Annotated in this window: 17 protein-coding genes; 8 read left to right on the top strand and 9 right to left on the bottom strand. The window is 72.0% G+C overall.

What is annotated here, in order from left to right; all coding sequences use genetic code 11:
• Positions 1 to 27: 27 nt before the first annotated feature.
• The 5 genes from ACZ58N_RS03070 to ACZ58N_RS03050 form a co-directional block, all read right to left on the bottom strand.
• Complete coding sequence (locus ACZ58N_RS03070; protein ID WP_471154887.1) at positions 28 to 648, bottom strand: cytochrome b/b6 domain-containing protein; 621 nt, start codon at positions 646 to 648, stop codon at positions 28 to 30.
• Positions 632 to 1,423, bottom strand: a complete 792-nt coding sequence (locus ACZ58N_RS03065) for a molybdopterin-dependent oxidoreductase (RefSeq protein WP_471154885.1) — start codon at positions 1,421 to 1,423, stop codon at positions 632 to 634. Before ACZ58N_RS03065 ends, ACZ58N_RS03070 begins: the two co-directional genes overlap by 17 nt.
• Positions 1,424 to 1,548: 125 nt before the next feature.
• Positions 1,549 to 2,469 carry an ion transporter gene (locus tag ACZ58N_RS03060; RefSeq protein ID WP_471154882.1) on the bottom strand — a complete coding sequence of 307 codons (921 nt, stop codon included), beginning with the start codon at positions 2,467 to 2,469 and terminating at the stop codon, positions 1,549 to 1,551.
• A gap of 230 nt (positions 2,470 to 2,699) precedes the next feature.
• Complete coding sequence (locus ACZ58N_RS03055) at positions 2,700 to 3,146, bottom strand: DoxX family protein (RefSeq protein WP_471154880.1); 447 nt, start codon at positions 3,144 to 3,146, stop codon at positions 2,700 to 2,702.
• Between the two features lie 812 nt (positions 3,147 to 3,958).
• Complete coding sequence (locus ACZ58N_RS03050; protein ID WP_471154877.1) at positions 3,959 to 4,354, bottom strand: DUF5997 family protein; 396 nt, start codon at positions 4,352 to 4,354, stop codon at positions 3,959 to 3,961.
• Between the two features lie 58 nt (positions 4,355 to 4,412).
• Here ACZ58N_RS03050 and ACZ58N_RS03045 point away from each other — a divergent pair, with 58 nt between their 5' ends.
• Positions 4,413 to 5,216, top strand: a complete 804-nt coding sequence (locus tag ACZ58N_RS03045; protein WP_471154875.1) for a LysR family substrate-binding domain-containing protein — start codon at positions 4,413 to 4,415, stop codon at positions 5,214 to 5,216.
• A gap of 108 nt (positions 5,217 to 5,324) precedes the next feature.
• Here the strand turns inward: ACZ58N_RS03045 and ACZ58N_RS03040 are convergent, their stop codons facing one another.
• On the bottom strand, positions 5,325 to 5,504 hold the full coding sequence (locus tag ACZ58N_RS03040; protein WP_471154872.1) for a CsbD family protein: 180 nt from the start codon (positions 5,502 to 5,504) through the stop codon (positions 5,325 to 5,327).
• 179 nt (positions 5,505 to 5,683) lie between these two features.
• Between ACZ58N_RS03040 and ACZ58N_RS03035 the strand changes: the two genes are divergently transcribed.
• From ACZ58N_RS03035 to ACZ58N_RS03020, 4 genes are all read left to right on the top strand, one after another.
• Complete coding sequence (locus ACZ58N_RS03035) at positions 5,684 to 7,090, top strand: NADP-dependent succinic semialdehyde dehydrogenase (protein WP_471154870.1); 1,407 nt, start codon at positions 5,684 to 5,686, stop codon at positions 7,088 to 7,090.
• An 84-nt stretch (positions 7,091 to 7,174) separates the two neighbouring features.
• Positions 7,175 to 8,284, top strand: coding sequence for a carboxylate-amine ligase (locus tag ACZ58N_RS03030; RefSeq protein ID WP_471154867.1), 1,110 nt, complete (start codon positions 7,175 to 7,177; stop codon positions 8,282 to 8,284).
• A gap of 37 nt (positions 8,285 to 8,321) precedes the next feature.
• Positions 8,322 to 10,805 carry a SpoIIE family protein phosphatase gene (locus ACZ58N_RS03025; protein WP_471154865.1) on the top strand — a complete coding sequence of 828 codons (2,484 nt, stop codon included), beginning with the start codon at positions 8,322 to 8,324 and terminating at the stop codon, positions 10,803 to 10,805.
• A gap of 31 nt (positions 10,806 to 10,836) precedes the next feature.
• Entirely contained in the window at positions 10,837 to 11,325 is a 489-nt protein-coding gene (locus ACZ58N_RS03020) for a DUF6328 family protein (protein WP_389704912.1), read from the top strand.
• 14 nt (positions 11,326 to 11,339) lie between these two features.
• Here ACZ58N_RS03020 and ACZ58N_RS03015 read toward each other — a convergent pair whose 3' ends face one another.
• The 3 genes from ACZ58N_RS03015 to ddaH all read right to left on the bottom strand — a co-directional run bounded on the left by ACZ58N_RS03015 (position 11,340) and on the right by ddaH (position 15,539).
• The gene (locus ACZ58N_RS03015; RefSeq protein ID WP_471154861.1) at positions 11,340 to 11,951 is read right to left on the bottom strand and encodes a TetR/AcrR family transcriptional regulator; all 612 of its coding nucleotides are present in this window, start codon (positions 11,949 to 11,951) and stop codon (positions 11,340 to 11,342) included.
• Between the two features lie 87 nt (positions 11,952 to 12,038).
• Positions 12,039 to 14,105: a galactose-binding domain-containing protein gene (locus ACZ58N_RS03010; protein ID WP_471154858.1), complete on the bottom strand. Its 2,067-nt coding sequence runs from the start codon at positions 14,103 to 14,105 to the stop codon at positions 12,039 to 12,041.
• Positions 14,106 to 14,726: 621 nt separating this feature from the next.
• The gene (gene ddaH, locus ACZ58N_RS03005) at positions 14,727 to 15,539 is read right to left on the bottom strand and encodes a dimethylargininase (RefSeq protein ID WP_471154855.1); all 813 of its coding nucleotides are present in this window, start codon (positions 15,537 to 15,539) and stop codon (positions 14,727 to 14,729) included.
• Positions 15,540 to 15,896: 357 nt separating this feature from the next.
• Between ddaH and ACZ58N_RS03000 the strand changes: the two genes are divergently transcribed.
• The 3 genes from ACZ58N_RS03000 to ACZ58N_RS02990 all read left to right on the top strand — a co-directional run bounded on the left by ACZ58N_RS03000 (position 15,897) and on the right by ACZ58N_RS02990 (position 20,079).
• The gene (locus ACZ58N_RS03000) at positions 15,897 to 17,291 is read left to right on the top strand and encodes a lysine N(6)-hydroxylase/L-ornithine N(5)-oxygenase family protein (protein ID WP_471154853.1); all 1,395 of its coding nucleotides are present in this window, start codon (positions 15,897 to 15,899) and stop codon (positions 17,289 to 17,291) included.
• 186 nt (positions 17,292 to 17,477) lie between these two features.
• Positions 17,478 to 18,476, top strand: a complete 999-nt coding sequence (locus ACZ58N_RS02995) for an SMP-30/gluconolactonase/LRE family protein (RefSeq protein WP_471154851.1) — start codon at positions 17,478 to 17,480, stop codon at positions 18,474 to 18,476.
• 157 nt (positions 18,477 to 18,633) lie between these two features.
• Complete coding sequence (locus ACZ58N_RS02990; RefSeq protein WP_471154848.1) at positions 18,634 to 20,079, top strand: glyceraldehyde-3-phosphate dehydrogenase; 1,446 nt, start codon at positions 18,634 to 18,636, stop codon at positions 20,077 to 20,079.
• The last annotated feature ends 105 nt before the right edge of the window (positions 20,080 to 20,184 follow it).

The raw sequence follows: 20,184 nt of genomic DNA, 5'->3' as shown, positions 1-20,184 counted from the left end.
CAGGGCCCCCGTCCGACGGGCGGGGGCTCAGCGGGGTCCGTCCCCGGGCCGCCACAACGGGTGCTCGTGCTCGGCCCACCACCGGGCGACGGAACCGGTGCGCAGGCCGCGCCGGGCCTCCGGGTCGCCCAGCGCCTTGCCGATGTGCCCGGCGAGCACGATCCCCACGGCCAGGGCCAGCCAGTCGTGGACGAACGTGGCGCCGGTGCGCACGGCCAGCGGCGCGAGCCCCGTGAACCACATCAGCAGTCCGGTCCCGAGCATCACGAGGACCGCCCCGGCCAGCCAGGCCGCGTACAGCTTCTGCCCCGCGTTGAACTTGCCCGCCGGCCTCGGCCCGCGACGGCGCAACGCCGAACGCAACCAGATTCGGTCGTGCGGCCCGAACCGGTTGAGGAACCGCAGGTCGGTCCGGAAGGCCCGGGAGGCCAGGCCCGCCAGGAGGGGCACCGGCAGGAGCAGCCCCGACCACTCGTGGACGGTGACGACCAGGTGGCGGCGTCCGACGAGCTCCGCGAGCGGCGGCAGGTACAGGCAGCCGGCGGAGGCCACGCACACGCCCATCAGGGCGGCCGTGACCCGGTGGATCCAGCGCTCGGCGGGGCTGAACCGGCCCACGCGGGGCGGGAGGTCAGGCGGTGGGTGCATCGTCGCGTCCGTTCGACTTGCCGACCCAGGCGTCGACGTCATAGCCGAGCCTCTCCCAGTAGCCGGGTTCCACGTCACGGGTCACGGTGATTCCCGAGAGCCATTTCGCGGACTTGTAGAAGTACATCGGTGCCACGTACAGGCGGACCGGTCCGCCGTGGCGGTGGCTCAGCGGCCGGTCCTGCATCCGCAGGGCCACCATGACGTCCTCGCGGCGGGCCTGCGGGAGGGTGAGGCTCTCGGTGTAGGTCCCGTCGAAGCAGTCGAAGCGGATGGCCCGCCCCTCGGGCAGGACCCCTGCGGCGTCCAGGAGCCGCCACACCGGCACCCCCTCGAAGGGGGTGGCCGGCACCCGCCAGCCGGTGACGCACTGGACGTCGCGCACCACCCGGGTCTGCGGCATCCCGAGCAGCTCGTCGAGCCGGTACGAGACCGGCCGCTCGACCAGGCCCCCGATCGTGAGGCGGTAGTCCGCCGGGCCGCGTTCGGGTACGGAGGATGCCACCGAGTAGTAGCGGAAACCGCCCCCGTTGGGGAGCATCCCGGTCAGGCCCGTGGGGTCCTTGCCCGCGACGGCCCCGAGCCCCGCCTCGGCCGCCCGGCGCAGCCAGGGCGAGGCCGCCAGCCCCAGGGCGCCGAGGCCGGCCATCCCCAGCACCAGCCGGCGGCCGACCGGGCTGCCGTGGCCGTCGGGCCCCTCGGCGGCCCGCCCGGTGCCGGTCCCCGGGTCCTCCTGCGGTCCGGTGCCCGTCCCGGTGTCCTCGTGCGTGCTCACCCCTCGATTCGACCACCGGGGCCGCCCCGGGCGCCAGGGTGACCGGCCGTACGTCAGACTTCCGTCACATCCCGCCCCGGGAACCCCGTACCGCTTCCACCCCGGTCAAGGGGGATCGGGCCGTCCTACAGGGCCGATTCCAGTTCCCTCTCGCGTTCCTTCCCGCTTCCGGCGGCGGCAGCGGAGGGCGGTACGTCGGCGAGACTCGCCTCCAGGTCGTCCAGGGCCAGCCGGGCCGCCACGATCCGCTCCCGCACCTCCCCGGCGGGATCGTTCGCACCCTCGGCGCGATCCCGTGCCCGCTTGTCCTCCGCCTCCATCTCGCGCGCCTCGTCGAGGGAATTGAGCACCACTCCGATCAGGACGTTGACCAGGACGAACGAGGCGAGCAGCGCGTACGAGGCGTAGTAGACGATGCTGAACCGGGAGATCTGCAGCCCGGCCCGGACGGCGTCGGTCAGGCCGTCCAGTGTGGTGAGCAGGAACAGGGTGAGGGAGGCCCGTCCGATCGAGCCGTAGTGCTGCGGGTCCGATTCCGCGAAGCAGACCCAGCCGACCATCGCGTACACGTACAGCACCAGCGCGCCGACGAACAGGAAGCTGGCGGTGCCGGGCAGGCTGCGCCCGACCGCGACCAGCAGGATGCGCAGGTGGGGCAGGAACCGGGCGGTGCGCAGCACGCGGGCCAGCCGCAGCAGCCGCAGCACGGTGGTGTTCTCGCGCAGCAGCGGTACGAACGCAGAGGCGACGATCACCAGGTCGAAGACGTTCCATGGGTCCCGGAAGAATGCTTTCGGCCGGTCGACGAACGAGCCGATGCGCAGCAGCATCTCCAGGGTGAACAGGGCGAGGCAGCACTCCTCGGCGACGCCCAGCGCGTCCCGGTGCGTCCGGGCGAGCCCGCTGTACGTCTCCGCTCCCATCAGGGCCGCGTTGAGCAGGATCACGACGAAGACGGCCATCCCGAACGAGCTGTCCTCGGTGATCCGCCGGCATCGGGTTGCCAGTCTCCTGCGACCGGGACCGGCGGGCATCGGGTCCGTCATTTCGCTCCTCGTACTTCCGTCGGCATCAGACCGGACCGCCGGTCGCGCTGGCGCGCGCGCCGGTCCGAACCGTCTAACGCCGTACGGACGAACGGGTTTCAGACGCCACTCGCCCGGCCATGGGGCCGGGGTCGCCCCGCGGAGCGGGCGGGGCGGTTCGCGGGGTCCATGGCGGCGCACCCGGTCGCACGGGTCGGGCGCCACGGACCCCGGTGTGGAGGAACGATTCCTCAGGCGATGGCGGCTTCCCGTCGGGCTTCCGCCCGGCCCCGGCCGGCGCGGTCCGCGAACAGCCCGTCCAGGGCGAGGGCGCCGGGCCCGGTGAAGATCAGCAGGGCGAAGGCCCAGCAGAACATCGCCGAGGCCTCGCCGCCGTTCTGCAGGGGCATCAGGGACTGCGGCTGGTGGACGGTGAAGTACGCGTAGGCCATCGAGCCCGACGCCGCGAACGCCGCCGAGCGGGTACCGAGCCCCAGCAGGACGAGGGTGCCGGCGACGAGCTGGATGACGGCCGCGTACCAGCCGGGCCAGTCGCCGACGGGCACCGTGCCGCCGCCGCGGGCGCCGCCCAGGACGCCGAAGAGGGAGGCCGCGCCGTGGCAGGCGAAGAGGAGGCCGGTGACGATCCGGAAGAGCGAGACGGCGTACGGACGTGCCGCGTCGAGGCGTTCGGACATGGGGGGAGGCTCCTTCGGTGGGGACGGTGGCCGAAGTGTGGCCGGCCGATGGCCGGGCGAGCACAGGTTAGGTATGCCTCACCTGGCGCGGCAAGTTCAGTTTCCGGCCACCCGTGACGAGGCTTCCGCCATGATGCGGAGGCCGCGCCGGCCGCCCCTGTCGACCCGCCGAATCCGGTACGCATCCCCCTCCGACCGGCCTCGTGCCCTTGACCCGGGTTCGACGGGGTCGAGTCCTGCCGCCGCCACCCGTCCTCGGTGGCCGGCACCACCGGGCGGCTCCGCCCGTCCGGACGGGACGCCAACGCCGTCGAAGGGGTCGGCCGCAAGGACCCGAGCTGCCGGGTGGTGGCGGAGGTCGGGGTTCCGGGCCCGCGCTTCGATGTCGGCGACGCCCTCGCGCGCGGTGCGGGATCGGCCGCGAGCCGGTCGTCGAACCCGTGGAGCCCGTGCGCCGGGATTCCGGGCGGGAGGTGGGTGCCGAGCGGGAACCGGAGCCCACGGGCCGCTCCCCGCGGCGGGGTGGGAGCACGGTCGCCCCGGCCTGCTCCTGGTCTGCCGGGACCTCGCGGACGCCGCCGCCCTCGCGGACCGCATCGCGGTGCAGGGCGAGGGACGCGTCATGGAGAGGGACCCGGCGCACCCTCTGCTCGGGGCGGCCCCGGCACGCCTTCCCCCGGGGGTTCACCGGACAGGACCCCGGCCACGGTCCCCGCGGCGGTACGCCGGCCGGGACCGGTCCCCGGCGACGATCGCCGGCCGGGACCGGGGGAGCGGCGGGGGCGGGAACGCCGCCCGGCCGCCTCCTGCCGCTACTGCTGGGCGCGCTGCGCCTTCTCGGCGTTCTTCTCCTTGATGCGGACGGTCTCCTTGCGGACCTCCGCCTGGGTGGCGCGCTCCTTCTGCAGCCACTCGGGGTTCTCCTGCTTCACGGCGTCGATCTGCTCCGTGGTGAGGGCCTCGGTGACTCCGCCGCGCGCGAGACCGGCGATGGAGACGCCGAGCTTCGCCGCGACCACGGGGCGGGGGTGCGGACCGTTCTGCCGCAGCTCGACCAGCCACGCGGGCGGGTCGGTCTGGAGGGCGTTCAGCTCGGTGCGCGAAACCACACCCTCCTGGAACTCGGCGGGGGTGGCTTCGAGGTACACACCCAGCTTCTTCGCCGCGGTGGCGGGCTTCATCGTCTGGGTGCTCTGGTGCGACGTCATGGGGTCAAGGGTATCGAGCGTGTGCGCCACCTCCGACCACGACCGGTAACCTGGCGGGGTGACAGGCTCGGAAACTTCCCCTTCGTTCCGGCTCGCCTATGTCCCGGGAGTGACGCCCACCAAGTGGGTGCGGATCTGGAACGAGCGGCTGCCCGACGTCCCCCTGACCCTCGTCGGAGTGCCCGCCGCCGAAGCGTTCGACCTGCTGCGCGGCAGCGGTGCCGACGCGGGCTTCGTGCGGCTGCCCGTCGACCGGACCGACCTCAGCGCCATCCCGCTGTACACCGAGACGACCGTGGTCGTCATCCCCAAGGACCATCTGGTGGCCTCGGCGGAAGAGGTGTCGACGGGGGACCTCGCCGACGAGATCGTGCTGCACCCCCTGGACGACGTCCTTCCCTGGGAGACCCTCCCGGGCAAGCCCGCCTTCGAACGGCCCGAGACCACGGGGGACGCCATCGAGCTGGTGGCGGCCGGCATCGGCGTCCTCGTCGTCCCCCAGTCCCTGGCACGTCTGCACCACCGCAAGGACCTCACCTACCGGACCGTGTCGGACGCCCCGGAATCACGGATCGCCCTGTCCTGGCCGGAGGAGAGGACCACCGACCTGGTCGAGGAGTTCATCGGAATCGTCCGCGGCCGGACGGTGAACAGCACGCGCGGGCGTCCGCCGACGCCGCCGCAGCCCAAGCAGCGCAAGCGCCCCGAGACGGGCGGCGGCAAGGGCAAGAACCCGGCGGCGCGGGCCGGCGGCAAGTCGGGCGCCAAGTCGGGCGGCGGCAAGCAGGCCGGGAAGAACCCGCGCGGTGGTTCCGCCGCGCCCAAGGCCGCCAAGCGCGGCAAGCCGCGCGGCCGACCGTAGTCCGGTCCCGCCGCGACGCGCCCCTGACGTCGCCCCCCTGACGGGCGGGCTCCTCACGCAGGTGACCGGCGTCCCCGTGCGGGGGCGCCGGTCACCGGGGGCACTTCGTCAGTGCCGGCCCCCGGGCTTCTTCATCGCGTCCGTCGCCTTCGCGACCATCTCCTCGGCTTTGCCGCTCATTCGCTCGGCACTGCCCTCCGCCTGCATGCGGTGGTCGTCCATCGCGCTGCCCGCGGTTTCCTTCATCTTGCCCTTGACCTGCTTGGCCTTGGCCTTTGCCTTGCCCATGACGGGGTCGTTCCTTCCTGGGGGGACGTTGCATCCTCACCATGCGGCCGCCCCCCACGGCCCGCAATCCGTGGCGCCGCCGCGCCCGCAGGAACACCCGGGTACCGGCCCTCGCGTTGCGCCGCGGTGACCCGGCGGGCAGGGTCTATGGGGCGGTTCCCTCCGAGGAAGGGCGGACCATGAGCATCGCCACCGTGAATCCCACGAACGGCAGGACGCTGCGGACCTTCGACCCGCTCGACGCCGACGGCATCGAGGAACGCCTGGCCGAGGCGGCACGCACGGCCGCCACCCACCGGCTCACCACCTTCGCCGAACGGTCCGCGTTGCTGTCCCGGGCGGCGGACCTCCTGGAGGAGGACGCGGAGGCCGTCGCCCGCACCATGACCACGGAGATGGGCAAGCCGCTGGCGGCGGCCCGGGCCGAGGCCGCCAAATGCGTCAAGGCGATGCGCTGGTACGCCGCGCACGCCGAGGGCCTCCTCGGCGACGAGCACCCCGCGGACGCCGATGTGCGCGACGCGGGAGCCTCGTCGGTACGGGTCGTGTACCGGCCCGTCGGTGTGGTCCTCGCCGTCATGCCCTGGAACTTCCCCCTGTGGCAGGTCGTACGGTTCGCCGCGCCCGCCCTGATGGCGGGCAACGTGGGCCTGCTCAAACACGCCTCGAACGTCCCGCAGACCGCCCTCTACCTGGGCGAACTCTTCCACCGGGCGGGCTTCCCGCGCGGCTGCTTCCAGACCCTGCTCATCGGTTCGGGAGCCGTGGAGGCCGTCCTGCGCGACCCGCGGGTCGCCGCGGCCACCCTGACCGGCAGCGAACCCGCGGGGCGCGCCGTCGCCGCCGCGGCCGGCGACGAGGTCAAGAAGACCGTCCTGGAACTCGGCGGCAGCGACCCGTACGTCGTGATGCCCTCCGCCGACGTGGCCCGCGCCGCCCGCACGGCCGTCACCGCCCGCGTCCAGAACAACGGCCAGTCCTGCATCGCCGCCAAACGGTTCATCGTCCACACCGACGTCTACGAAGCCTTCGCCCGGCACTTCACGGACGGCATGAAGGCCCTGACGGTGGGCGACCCGATGCTCGACACCACCGACGTCGGCCCGCTGGCCACCGAGAGCGGTCGCCGGGACGTGGAGGAACTCGTCGACGACGCCGTCAGCCGCGGCGCCACCGTCCTGTGCGGCGGGCGCCGCCCGCCGGCGCACGAGGAGGGCTGGTTCTACGAGCCGACGGTCCTCGCCGACATCACCGACGGGATGCGGATCGACCTGGAGGAGACCTTCGGGCCCGTCGCCACCCTCTACCGGGTCGGCAGCCTCGACGAGGCGATCGAGCGGGCCAACCACACCCCCTTCGGGCTCAGCTCGAACGTCTGGACCCGCGACGACGCCGAGCTGGAGCGCTTCGTGCGCGATCTGGAGGCGGGCGGCGTGTTCGTCAACGGCATGACCGCCTCCCATCCCGCGCTGCCCTTCGGCGGCGTCAAGCGCTCCGGTTACGGGCGGGAACTGTCCGGGCACGGCATCCGCGAGTTCTGCAACATCACCACCGTCTGGCGGGCGGCGGAACCCGACGGAGGGTGACCCGAGGTACGGGGGGTGCGGGGGCGCCGAGGGGGTAGGCGCCGTCCGAGTCCGGTCCTTCGGCGCAGTCGGCAAGGAGATCCCGTGGACGTTCCGACCGTGGGAATCGAGGAGGAGTACCTCCTCGTGGACCGGGGCACCAGGGCCCCCGTCAACCGGGGTCCGCAGGTGATCGCCACAGCGGCCCGCGAGCTCGGTGAACTGGTCCAGAGCGAGTTCTACGACGCCCAGGTGGAGGTCTGTACGCGGCCCACCCACGACCTCGCGGACCTGCGCGGACAACTGTCGCTGCTGCGGGAGACCACCACGCGCGCGGCCCGCACCGCGGGCTGCCTGCCGGTGGCGTCGGGCGTCCCCGTGATCGCGCCGCTGGAACCCCTCACGGTGACGGACGACGAACGGTACCTGCGCATGGCCCGGGCCTCCGCGCACCTCATCGACCGGTTCACCGCCGTCTGCGGCTGCCACATCCACGTCGGCACCCTGGACCGGCCGCGGGCCCTCGCCCTGGCGAGCCACATGCGGCCCTGGCTGCCGGTGCTCCAGTCCCTGACCGGGAACTCGCCCTTCATGGCGGGTCGGGACACCGGTCACGACAGCTGGCGTTCGGTCGCCTTCTCCTGCTGGCCGACGGTGGGACCCCCGCCCGTGGTCGACGAGGCGCACTACCTCGCCCACGTCGACGGCCTGGTCGCCGCCGGGGTGCTGCTCGACCGCCGGATGCTGTACTGGTACGCCCGCCCATCGGAACACGTGCCGACGCTGGAGATCCGGGTCTCCGACGTCAACGCCGACCTGGACACCGTCATCCTGACCGCCGCCCTGGTACGGGGCCTCGCGGCCGTCCTCCTGCGGGACGTGGACGCCGGGGTACCGCCCCCGGCGGCGCCTCCGCACCGCCTGTGGGGCGCGCACGCCCTCGCGGCGCGGGGAGGCCTCGAAGGTCCGGGCGCCGACCCGTGCAGCGGCCGGCAGTTGCCCGCCGAACTGCTCGTGGACCGGCTGGTGGACCGCGCCGCACCCGGGCTCGCGGCCGCCGGAGACCTGGACACGGCACGGACCCTGTGGGAGGGGTTGCGCCGTCGGGGCACCGGCGCGAGCAGGCAGCGGGCCGTCCTGGCCCGCACCGGCAGCCTCACCGCCGTGGTCGACCGGCTCGCCGTGACCCCCGTGGACGTCCCACTGCCGTGCTGAGCCGCCCCTACCGGCCGCACCGTGCCATCCTCGAAACATGAAGAGCGATCCCGCGCCTCCCGGCGACGGCTCCGCTTCCGAGGTCCTGGCCCTGGCCCGGATCGTGGCGAAGCTGCGGGCCGAGGCCGAGGGCATGGAAGCGGTCGCCTCGACGACGGCCGTGCTGGAGCGGGCCAAGGGCGTGCTCATGGCGCAGGCCGGCGTGACCGCGGACGCGGCGCACGCCCTGCTGATGCGGCGCGCGGACCGGCGCGGCCGGACCCTGATGGAGGAATGCTGGATCACCCTCGGCGGTCTGCGCACCCGCCCGAGGACCCCCGCCGAACCGCCCGCGGCAGCCGGCGCGGGAGGACCCGGCACGGCGCCGGACCCGTCGCCGTTCGACCCCGGGCGCTACCTCGCCCGGCCGGGACGCGCCGCCCGGGAACGGCGACCGCTGCTCGCCCGGCTCGCCGAGGGCCTCGCCGGGGTGCGCGACGCGAACGAGGTCGCGGGACTGCTGGTGACAGTCCTGGGCGGCGCCGAGAACATCGACGCCGTGATGATCTACACCGCGGCGCCCGCCGGAGGCCTGGAACTGGCCGGAGCCGCCGGAATCAGCGAGGCCCTGGCCGCGCAGTGGCGGCACGTCCCCCCGCTGAGCGGGGTCGCCGCCATGGTCGCCCTCGCCGGCCGGGAACCGGTCTGGCTGGAGGACCCGCCGCACGACGCCCTGCGCTACCAGCTCATCGGTGACCCGCCCGAACGCTGGCAGTCCCGCGCCTGGGTACCGGTCTTCGCGGAGGGCCCCGCGACCGCCGCCGTCGGCTTCTTCCGGACGCACCGGGCCCCCTTCACCCCCGACACCCGGCTCCTGCTGCGGCGGGCCGCCCGGATGTGCGCGGGCCCGCTGCGCGACCTGCGCCGACCCGGTACGACCGACCCGGTGGGAGAGGCGGAGGTGGCCGCCGTGCAGCGGATCCTCGACGCGCTCTCCGGCGCGGCGATCCTCCTCACGCCGCTGCGCTCCGGGACGGGCGAGGTCGAGGACTACCGGATCGACGCGGCCGCACCCGCGTCGGTGGACGTGGCCGGCCGCCGCGGCAAGGAACTCGTGGGCCGCAGCGTCCTGGAGACGTACCCCACCGTCGCGGGCACCGACCTGTGGGAGGGGTACCTGGACACGCTGACCACGGGAAGCGACTACCACGGCCCGTCCTTCACCTACCACGAGGTGACCGCCGGGCTGCCGCGCGAATCCTCCTACGCGGTCCGGGCGACCCGGTTGGGCGGCCGGCTGATCGTGTCCTGGATCCGTCTCGACACCAGCGACCGCGAGGCCCGCAGACTGGCCGACATGCAGCGGTTGGGAAACCTCGGTTGGGCGGACTGGGACCTCGTCACGAACGTCATCAACTGGTCCGACCAGGTGTTCGTCATCTTCGGCCGTGATCCCGCCGCCGGGCCCATGCCGTTGGAGGAACTCCCGCTGCACCTCCTGCCGGAGGACCTGCCGCGCCTCGGCGACGCCGTCCGCCGGTTGCTGGGGGAGGGCCGCGCGGTCGACCAGCAGTTCCGCATCACCACCGCCGACGGGATACGCCACCTTCGCATCGTCGCCGAGGCCGGCACCGACGAGGCCGGTACCCCGGTCGAGGTCCACGGCTTCTTCCAGGACCTCTCGGCACAGCGGGACACCGAACTCGCCCTGGTGGAGAGCGAGCGCGCCGTCCTGGTGCAGCGCGGCATGCTCCAGGCCGAACGGATCCTCGCCGCCCGGCTCCAGCACGCGCTGCTGCCCCTGCAGGAGCAGTCCCTGGAACTGGCCGGGCTGTGCGTGGACGTCGCCTACCTGCCCTCCGACAGCGGGGTGAACGTCGGCGGCGACTGGTACAGCGCCATCGGACTGCCCGACGACAGCGCCCTGTTCGTCCTCGGGGACGTCGCCGGCCACGGCCTGGACGCGGTCGGAACCATGGCGCAACTCAGGTTCACCGCCAAGGGCATGATCGTCACCGGGTCGGAACTGCCCGACGCCCTGAGCCGGCTCAACAGCCTCCTCCTGCACACGGCCACCGACACGCACGGGGCCACCGCCACCATGATCATGGGCCGCTACCGGCCCTGGGACCGTCGACTGACCTGGGTGCGGGCCGGCCACCTGCCCCCGCTGCTGATCCGCGACGGCGAGGCATCGTTCCTGCCCCAGCCCACGGGCGCCCTCCTGGGAGCCGACTTCGGCTCCGTCTACGAGCAGAGCGCCGTCGACCTGCGGCCCGACGACCACCTGCTGCTCTACACCGACGGGCTCGTCGAGGAACCGGGGGAGGACATGGACCTCGGCCTGGCCCGGCTCGCCGGCACGGCCCGCCGGATCGTCGCGGAGGGCGGCGGAGCGAGCCTGGCGCGCAGTCTCGCCGCGCTGCGACCGGAGCGCCGCGACGACATCTGCGTGATGGACATCCACGTCCCCGCCGCGGCGGACCCGGAGGACCCCTGCGACGACGAGGAGGACCCGCATGGGCCCGCCCCCTGCGGGTAGGCGGCCCCCGACCCGGAGCGATGGAGGAGCCATGAGAAGAGCCGCCCCCGACGACGGCCGGAGCGAGAGCCCCGCGGAGCGCGCGGACCGTCAATGGGAGGAACTGGTCCAGGAGATACGGGTCACCCAGACCGGGGTACAGATCCTCTTCGGCTTCCTGTTGACCGTCGTGTTCACCCCGCACTTCCAGGGCCTGCCGCAGACCGACAAGACGCTCTACATCGTCACCGTCGTCCTCGGTTCCCTCGCCACCGGAGCCCTCATCGCGCCGGTCGTCTTCCACCGCATCGTCACGGGCCGCCACATGAAGCCGCAGGCGGTCGCATGGGCCTCCCGCCTCTGTGCCGTCGGGCTCGTGCTGCTGTTCGCGACACTGGTCGCCGCGCTCTTCCTGATCCTGCGGGTCGCCACCCACGACGCCTTCGTGCCCTGGCTGGTGGGCGGAGTGGTGGCCTGGTACCTGCTGTGCTGGTTCGTCCTGCCCATGTGGGCGCGCCTGCACCACACCAAGGACGACTGACCGCCGACGGCGGGTCAAGGACCGCCCGGCGGTCGGGGGACCACGAGCCCCGCGACGTGGTCGGTGATCATGTCGAGGATCTCCTTGGTCGCCGTCTCGTCGCAGAGGACGAGGACGTTGAGGGTCAGCCCATCGGTCATGGCGGCCAGGTAGCGGGCCAACACCGGTACCGGTACCAGTAGTTCGAGGTCCATGCTGTCGCACAGCTGCCCGATGAGCTCCTCGTAGGTGACGCAGTACAGCTCGTACTGTCGGCGCGCCAGATGCTCGAACCCGGGTTGACGCAGGGCGTACTGGGTGAGTTCGTAGGTGAGCATGTGCTCGCCGGGCTGCTCCGTCACGTGGTCCCAGTAGGCCTGGAAGCCCGCCCGGACCGTCTCGCGCAGGGTGGAGCGGGGTCGGATCGCCTCCTTGACCACGCTCACGTAGTGCGCGGTGATCGCCTCGATCACCGATTCCAGCAGGGCCTGCTTGGAGTCGAAGCAGTAGTGGAAGACGCTCAGCGACACGCCCGCCTCCGCCGCGATCGACCGGGTCGTGGTCCGGGCGACCCCGTCCCGGGTCATCGCGCGGATCGCCGCCTCGGTCAGTTGGCGGCGCCGATCGGCCGACGGCATCCGGGCCATGGTGCTTCCCCTCGTCTCGTTCGCAGGACGCACGGGCCGGCCGGAAGGGATCCGGCCGGCCCGTGTCCTGGGCGGTACTCCGTGCCATCAGCTGCTGTAGACGCCCAATTCGCGTACTGAGTAACCCCATTGGGTTGCGCGTTGGAGTCCCTGGACGCGGACGTGGCGGGCCGTCACGCCGGAGAAGCGGGCCGTGTCCAGGCCGCCGTCACCGGCGTTCGTCGACCAGACCTGCTGCCAGTTCGTCCCGTCCGTGGAGACCTCGATGCGGTAGGCCTTGCCGTAGGCGCGCTCCCAGTCGAGGGTGACGCGGCCCACCCGGCTGGTGGAGCCGAGGTCGACGCGCAGCCACTGGTCGTCGTTCCATTCGCTCGCCCAGCGCGTGCCCGTGTTGCCGTCCACGGCTTGGCCCGCCGAGTAGTTGACGAACGGGTTCCACCACTCCGCGGACGAGGCGCCGGCGGCGGAGCCCGCGGCGAGGTTCACCCCGGCCTTGTGCTTCTCGGAGTTGCCCCAGGTGGTCAGGTAGGACTCGGCGCCCTTGAACAGGTCGTCCACCACGTCCTGCCCGCCGACGATGCGGACGTCCTCGATCCAGTCGGGGACCAGGCCGTAGTGCGCGGCGCCGTCCTTGTTCAGGTCCCAGGTCCGCTGTCCGGTGGTCTGCTTTTCGATGACGGAGCCGCCGTCGGTGCTGCGGAACGGATAGCGAACGGGGTTGGGGGTGTCCGCGCCGCGCGGGCCCGGCCAGCCGCCCACGCCGTTCATGTCGGTGCCGTACCCGTAGCCGACGCCGTACTTGTCGCGCAGCGCCTTCGTCCGGTCGGCCTCGGCGCTGAACGCCTCGGAGCCGTTCATGTACTGGGCCACGAAACCGCCGAGCCGGTAGACGCGCTCGGTCCAGTCGAGGTCCATCCAGCTGTGCGAGGAGATGACTCCGGAGTACGACTCGGACTCCAGGACGTCGAAGGCCCGGCCCGCGGCCTTGACACTCATGTGGTCGATCTCCAACATCATCTTGCGTTTCATCATCCCGCGCAGCGCGTACTCACCGAGATCGGTGAGCCCGCGCGTATTGCACTGTGCGTCGGCCGCGTACGAGGGGACGGCGACGCCCGCGGGCAGTTCCTTCTGCGCGGCGGGAGCCGCCGCCAGGCCGATGGGGTTGTCGTGCTGCGGGCCGGCGCACTTCTCCGTCTGCCAGAACGTGCCGGTGGACAGGAACTGGCCGACGTTGATCGCGGTGCCGAGGGCGCCCTGGTCGAAGCGGACCCCGCACAGCGCGTTGTCGAACTTGTGGCACAGGAACATGCTGCGCACGCCGAGGCGGTGCAACTCGTCCAGGCCGCGGTCGATGTCCTCCTTGCTGCACTGGGCGATGTCCAGGACCTGCTTGCAGCCGAACGGTTCGGAGGTCTCCACGCCCAGGACCACGGCGAGTTTGCCCTGCTCGACGACGTCGCGGGCCTGCGCGGAGTCGGTGACGATGCGGAACCAGCCCTTGCCCGGGCCGCCGTACATCCTGTCGACGAAGGCCTGCATGTCGTAGGTCTTCTGCGCCTCCAGCCGGATGGCGGTCATCTCGTCGCAGCCGCGGTCCTTGAAGAAGTAGACCGAGCAGATGACACCATTGGTGACGAGGTCGTTGACCAGCACCCGCTGGCCGCCGCGCCAGGCGCGTTCCACCCAGGCGTAGTAGTTCTGCTGGTGGGTCAGGGAGTCGTGGGCCGGCCAGTCCTTGAAGGTGGGCCAGCCGTTGGGGTCGTGCTTGCCGTCCCCGCCGTTGGTGATGTAGTCGAAGATCGCCAGCGAGCCGTCGGGGTAGTGCTCGGGGCAGTCCTTGAGCGCGTCGGCGACCCCCAGGTCGGAGAACGGCTTGCCGCAGATGAGTCGGCCGCCGAAGCCCTCGTTGGACATCAGGTGGTCGTGCGCGTCGACGAAGCCGCGGACCTTGCCCTGGGCGTCGGTGCCCTTGAAGGGTTCGCCGGTGACGTTGATCTCGGAGTCCGGCGCGGGCCGGGCCGTCGGGTTCCACCAGCCGGCGTCGGCCGAGGAGCTGGGCACGGGCCCGAGCACCATGGCCATGACGGCGAGCAGCAGCGACAGGACCGTGAGGGGGCTGCGCCTGCGGTGTGGCTGTCGGGTCAAGGTCATCACTCATGTCTTCGGTCGGCGGAGGGGCGCGGTCGGATCCCGGCATGAATTGTCATGCCCCGCACAATCGTCGCGACGAGAATCGGCCCTGGTGCAAGCGGAGTCAAGGGTCCGGGACGGATGACCTGATGGGTCGTCGGAAACGATTCGGAAACGTCCGAACGTGACCGGCGACGGTCGCGGGGCGACCCACCGGCGTTTCGTCCGCGTTCCGACCGGACGGCGGCCGGAACGCGCCGGAGGGGGTGGCGGATGCCCGCGGGCTCCTGGTCCGCCCGGATGTGTCCACGGGCGGAGCGGCGGGGAGCCGGGGGAGCGGGGCGAGGAGGCCCCGCACCCGGAGGGGCCGGCGGGCCTCGCCCGTCACGCCGGGAAGCAGGCAGCGCAGGGCGGGGTCAGGATGCGTCGGGAGGGCCCGCACTCCGACGTGTCCGACCCGGAGGTCATCGACCACGATGCCTTCGCGCGGGCCGAGGGCGCCGGAGGGCGCGACGGCCCCGGGCCCCTTCGGGCCGGGGGATGCGGCCGCGCCGCCGCGCGGACGTCCGGTCCGCGCGACGGCGCCGCTTCCGGCCGGCCCCGGGGCCACGGGCGGGACCGGCAGGACTGTGGCGACGTGCCCTACGGGGCCGGGCGGAGCTCCAGGGTGCAGCACTTCACGCTGCCGCCGGCCTTGAGCAGTTCGGACAGGTCGACGCCGATCGGGTTGAAGCCGCGCTCGCGCAGTCGCTCCGCGAGGCCGGAGGCGTTCTGGGGCAGGACGACGTTGTACCCGTCCGAGGTCGCGTTGAGGCCGAAGGCGGCGGCGTCCTCGGCGTCGGCGACGATCGCGTCGGGGAAGAGGCGCCGCAGGACGGCCAGGCTGCCGGGGGAGAAGGCCCCCGGGTAGTAGGCGATCGTCCGCTCGTCCAGAACGGTGAGCGCGGTGTCCAGGTGGTAGTAGTCCGGGTCGACGAGCGTCAGCCCGATCACCGGACGACCGAAGAACTCCTGAGCCTCGTCGTGGGAACGGGGGTCGCTGCGGAAGCCGGTGCCGGCCAGCAGCCATGCGCCGGTGAGCAGGTAGTCGCCCTCGCCCTCGTTGACCACGTCGGCCGTGCGCAGGTCCGGGAAGCCGTTGTCGCGCAGCCAGTCGTGGTACGCGGGGCCCTCCGCGATGCGTTCGGCGTCCCGGAAGCGGGCGACGAGCGCGCGGCCGTCGATGACGGTGGCCCCGTTCGCCGCGAACACCATGTCGGGGAGGCCGGGCAGCGGTTCGATCGTGTCGACGGTGTGGCCGAGGCTCAGGTAGACCTCGCGCAGCTGCTCCCACTGGGCGATGGCCAGCCGGGTGTCGACGGGCTTCTTCGGGTCCATCCAGGGGTTTATGGAATAGACCACGTCGAAGTGCGTGGGTCGGCACATGAGGTAGTGCCGAGGTCGTGCTGTGCGCATGGGCGATGTTCCCTTGGGGTCAAGGGCGGCCGGGGTGCCGGCCGCCCATCGAGGGCGAGTGGGCGGTCGCGGGCACCTCGTCGCCGTCCGGGGTGCGTTGTGCGCGGGGAGGGCGAGTTCGGGCAGGGACGCGAGCCTGCGTCAGTAAAGCAAGGCTTACCTAAGCCTCGCAATAGGGCTTCTTTCGGAGGGAGTTCGGCATGTCGAGCCGGGGGTCGATCTGATTTGCCCATCGACAATCACTCGAAGATCAGGTTAGCCTTGCCTAAGTTCTGCTCGGCCGCCGCTCCTTCGGTGTGCCTTGCCCCCGGTTCCCCAATGCCCGGCAAGCGACTGCCCCGCACGATTGGGAGTGACATGTCAGAGGCTCATCCTGACGACGCGCCAGTGATCCACGACCTCATCGGAATCGGCTTCGGGCCGTCCAACGTGGCCATGGCCCTAGCGCTCAGCGAGCACAACGCAGGCGTCGGACGGCAGGAGGCGGTCACGGCTCACTTCTTCGAGCGGCAGCCGCACTTCGGCTGGCACCGGGGCATGTTGATCGACGACGCGACCATGCAGGTGTCCTTCCTCAAGGACCTGGTGACACTCCGCAACCCGACCAGCGAATACAGCTTCCTCTGCTACCTCAAGAGCAAGGGACGGCTGATCGACTTCGTCAACCACAAGAACCTCTTCCCGCTGCGCGTCGAGTTCCACGACTACTTCGAGTGGGCGGCGGAGAAGGTCGACGACATGGTGTCCTACGGGCACGAAGTGGTCGCCGTGCAGCCCGTCGTGCGGGACGGCGTCATCGAGTACGTGGACGTCACGGCCCGGTCCGGAACCGAACGCGTCGTCCACCGCGCCCGCAACCTCGTCATCGGCACCGGCCTGCGGCCCCACCTCCCGGAAGGCGTCGAGCGCACGGAGCGGGTCTGGCACAACTCGGACCTGCTGACCCGGGTGGACGGGCTCAAGGACGCCGACCCGAGCCGCTTCATCGTGGTCGGAGCCGGCCAGAGCGCCGCCGAGAACGTTGCCTTCCTGCACCGTGCTTTCCCCCGCGCCGAGGTCTGCGCCGTCTTCTCCCGTTACGGGTACAGCCCCGCCGACGACAGCAGCTTCGCCAACCGGATCTTCGACCCGGCCGCGGTGGACGAGTACTTCACCGCCCCCGAGGCGATCAAGCGCAAGCTGATCGAATACCACGGGAACACCAACTACTCCGTCGTGGACGTCGATCTGATCGACGAGCTCTACCGCCAGGAGTACCAGGAGAAGGTCCTGGGCACCGAGCGGCTGCGCTTCCTCAAGGTGTCCCGGATCGCCGACGTCGTGGAGACGCCCGAAAAGGTCCGCACCACCGTCGAATCGCTGGTGACCGGCGACAGGACGCCGCTCGACGCCGACGTACTGGTCTACGCGACCGGATACCGGTCCGCCGACGGACTCGGACTCCTCGGCGAGGCCGAGGCCCACTGCCTCCGCGACGACCAGGGCCGCGTCCGGGTGGAGCGGGACTACCGGGTGACCACCGATCCCGCGCTGCGGTGCGGCATCTACCTTCAGGGCGGTACCGAGCACACCCACGGCATCACCTCCGCGCTGCTGTCGAACACGGCCGTGCGGGTCGGGGAGATCCTCGACTCGATCGTCGCCCGGTCCGGCGCACGAGGCCCGGCGGTGCCCGGTCCCCGTCGCGCCGCCGACGGCCTCGGCACGGCGTTCCAGGTCGCTTCCGCGGACCCCGGCCGGGATCCGGGGTGACGGTCGGGTTCCCGCGGCCCGGGAACCACGGTGCGGTCGGGTCGGTCACCACCGCGACCTCGCCGTAGGCCCCGCCGCCCGGGCCGCCGAGCCTGCGGAGCGGATGCCAGGGGGCCGGCGCGGCGACGGGTGCGGCGCCGATACTGCGACCGGCGGGCCGGCCCGCCGACGACGGAGGGAATCCCGATGAGGTCGACCGGCACGGTCCGCACCGCCTCCCGGTTGCTGCGCGGGCTGCGCCGCCGCGCGCGACCCGCACTCGTACCGGTGGTGGCCCTGATCGCGGCGGCGGGCGTGCTCGCGCCGGGCCCGGCGCACGCGGCTCCCCCGTGCGCCGCGCCCGTCGACGCGGGCCCACCCGTCGAGGTGGCACGCCTGCCCGACTGGGTCGAGTCGATCGCCGTCGACGCGCGGGGTCGGATGTTCGCCACCGCCTACTTCACGGGCCGCGTCCACCGCATCGACGCGCCCGGCAACGCCCCCGTCGCCCTCACCGGGAGCATCGGCGCCAACGGCGGAATCGTGGTCCGGCCCGACGGGAAGCTCCTCGTCGGCACCGGCAACGATCTCGCGCACTCCCTCACCGGTGACCTCTTCCCCCGCTCGGAGCTGCTGTTGGTGGACCCGGAGTCCGGCGCCGTCAGCACGTACGCCTCGGGCCTCGGCGGCATCGACGGAGTGGCCCTCGCCCCCGACGGAACCGTGTACACCACCACCCTGGGCGGTCGGAACATCGGCCGCGTCACCCCGGACGGACGCGTGGACCCCGCCTGGGCACGCGTTCCACAACCCAACGGGATCGCCGTCTCCCCGGACGGCTCACAGGTCCACGTCGTCCAGACCACGCTCGCGCCCGGCCTGTACCGGATCCCCGTGTCCGACCCGGGCCACCCCCGGCGCTGGATCTCCACCGCCCCCTCCGACGCCCTGGCCCTGCCCGACGGCCTCACACTCGACGGCGGCGGACGCCCGCTGATCTCCACCCACGCCTCGGGCCAGATCTGGCGGGCGGAGGGCGGCAGCCTGTGCGCCGTGGCCTCGGGGCTGCACCTCTCCGCCCAACTCACCTACGGGCGCGGCGACACCGGATTCGCGGCGGGCCGGCTCTACCGTGCGGGCGTCGACGGCAGGATCCTGGAGGTCCCGGCGGGCGCCGAACCACCCGCCGCGCGACCCGCCCCGTAGGCCGGTCCGCGCCACCGGTACGGGCACTTCGTCGGAGATCCACTCGGGATCCGCCGGCGCGCCGCTGGGGGCGGGCCCGGGGGAGGGGCACCCCCCTGGGTGATCAAATGAACAAGGGGTTAGCATATGAGCGCCGCCTAGCTCGAAAGATAAACCTGTGACTGTCAAAGATGACTCGTTCACCAACTGGAAAAACCGCGAGGAGATCGCGGAATCGATGATCCCGATCATCGGGAAGCTGCACCGGGAACGGGACGTAACGATCCTGCTCCACAGCCGCTCCTTGGTGAACAAGTCGGTCGTCAGCATTCTGAAGACCCACCGGTTCGCCCGGCAGATCGCCGGTGAGGAGCTCTCGGTCACCGAGACCCTGCCGTTCCTCCACGCCCTCGCCGCCCTCGATCTCGGCCCGTCCCAGATCGACCTCGGCATGCTCGCCGCGACGTACAAGACCGACGGCCGCGGCCTCTCGGTCGAGGCGTTCACCGCCGAGGCCGTCGCCGGCGCCACGGGTGCCAACAAGATCGAGCGCCGCGAGGGTCGCGACGTCGTCCTCTACGGCTTCGGCCGCATCGGCCGCCTCGTCGCCCGCCTCCTCATCGAGAAGGCCGGTTCGGGCAACGGGCTGCGCCTGCGCGCCATCGTCGTCCGCCAGGGCGGCGAGCAGGACATCGTCAAGCGGGCCTCGTTGCTGCGCCGCGACTCCATCCACGGCCAGTTCCAGGGCACCATCACCGTGGACGAGGCGACGAGCACGATCTTCGCCAACGGCAACGCGATCAAGGTGATCTACGCCAACGACCCCTCCGAGGTCGACTACACGGCGTACGGCATCAAGGACGCCATCCTCATCGACAACACGGGCAAGTGGCGCGACCGCGAGGGTCTGTCGAAGCACCTGCGCCCCGGTATCGACAAGGTCGTCCTGACCGCCCCGGGCAAGGGCGACGTCCCGAACATCGTGCACGGCGTCAACCACGACACGATCAAGCCGGACGAGCAGATCCTGTCCTGCGCGTCCTGCACCACGAACGCGATCGTGCCGCCGCTGAAGGCCATGGACGACGAGTACGGCGTCCTGCGCGGTCACGTGGAGACCGTCCACTCGTTCACGAACGACCAGAACCTGCTGGACAACTACCACAAGGCCGACCGCCGCGGTCGTTCCGCGCCGCTGAACATGGTCATCACCGAGACCGGTGCCGCCTCCGCCGTCGCGAAGGCCCTGCCCGACCTCAAGGCGCCCATCACCGGCAGCTCGATCCGCGTCCCCGTCCCGGACGTCTCGATCGCCATCCTGAGCCTGCGCCTGGGCCGCGAGACCACCCGCGAGGAAGTCCTCGACCACCTCCGTGACGTCTCGCTGCACTCGCCGCTGAAGCGTCAGATCGACTTCACCACGGCTCCCGACGCCGTCTCGATGGACTTCGTCGGCTCGCGCCACGCCTCGATCATCGACGCCGGCGCGACCAAGGTCGACGGCGACAACGCGATCCTCTACCTCTGGTACGACAACGAGTTCGGCTACTCGTGCCAGGTCATCCGCGTCGTCCAGCATGTCTCGGGCGTCGAGTACCCGACCTACCCGGTCCCGCAGGTCTGACCCGCAGGTCACCGACGAGCGCGGCTCCGCTGATGTGAGAAGGCGCCTGCCCCCGGCTTCCCTTCAGTTCTAGTGGTCGTCGCAACACCCCAGCTCAGGGGATGC

Source organism: Streptomyces sp. NPDC040432 (assembly GCF_055595445.1).
This window is presented reverse-complemented; position numbering and strand designations above follow the sequence as displayed.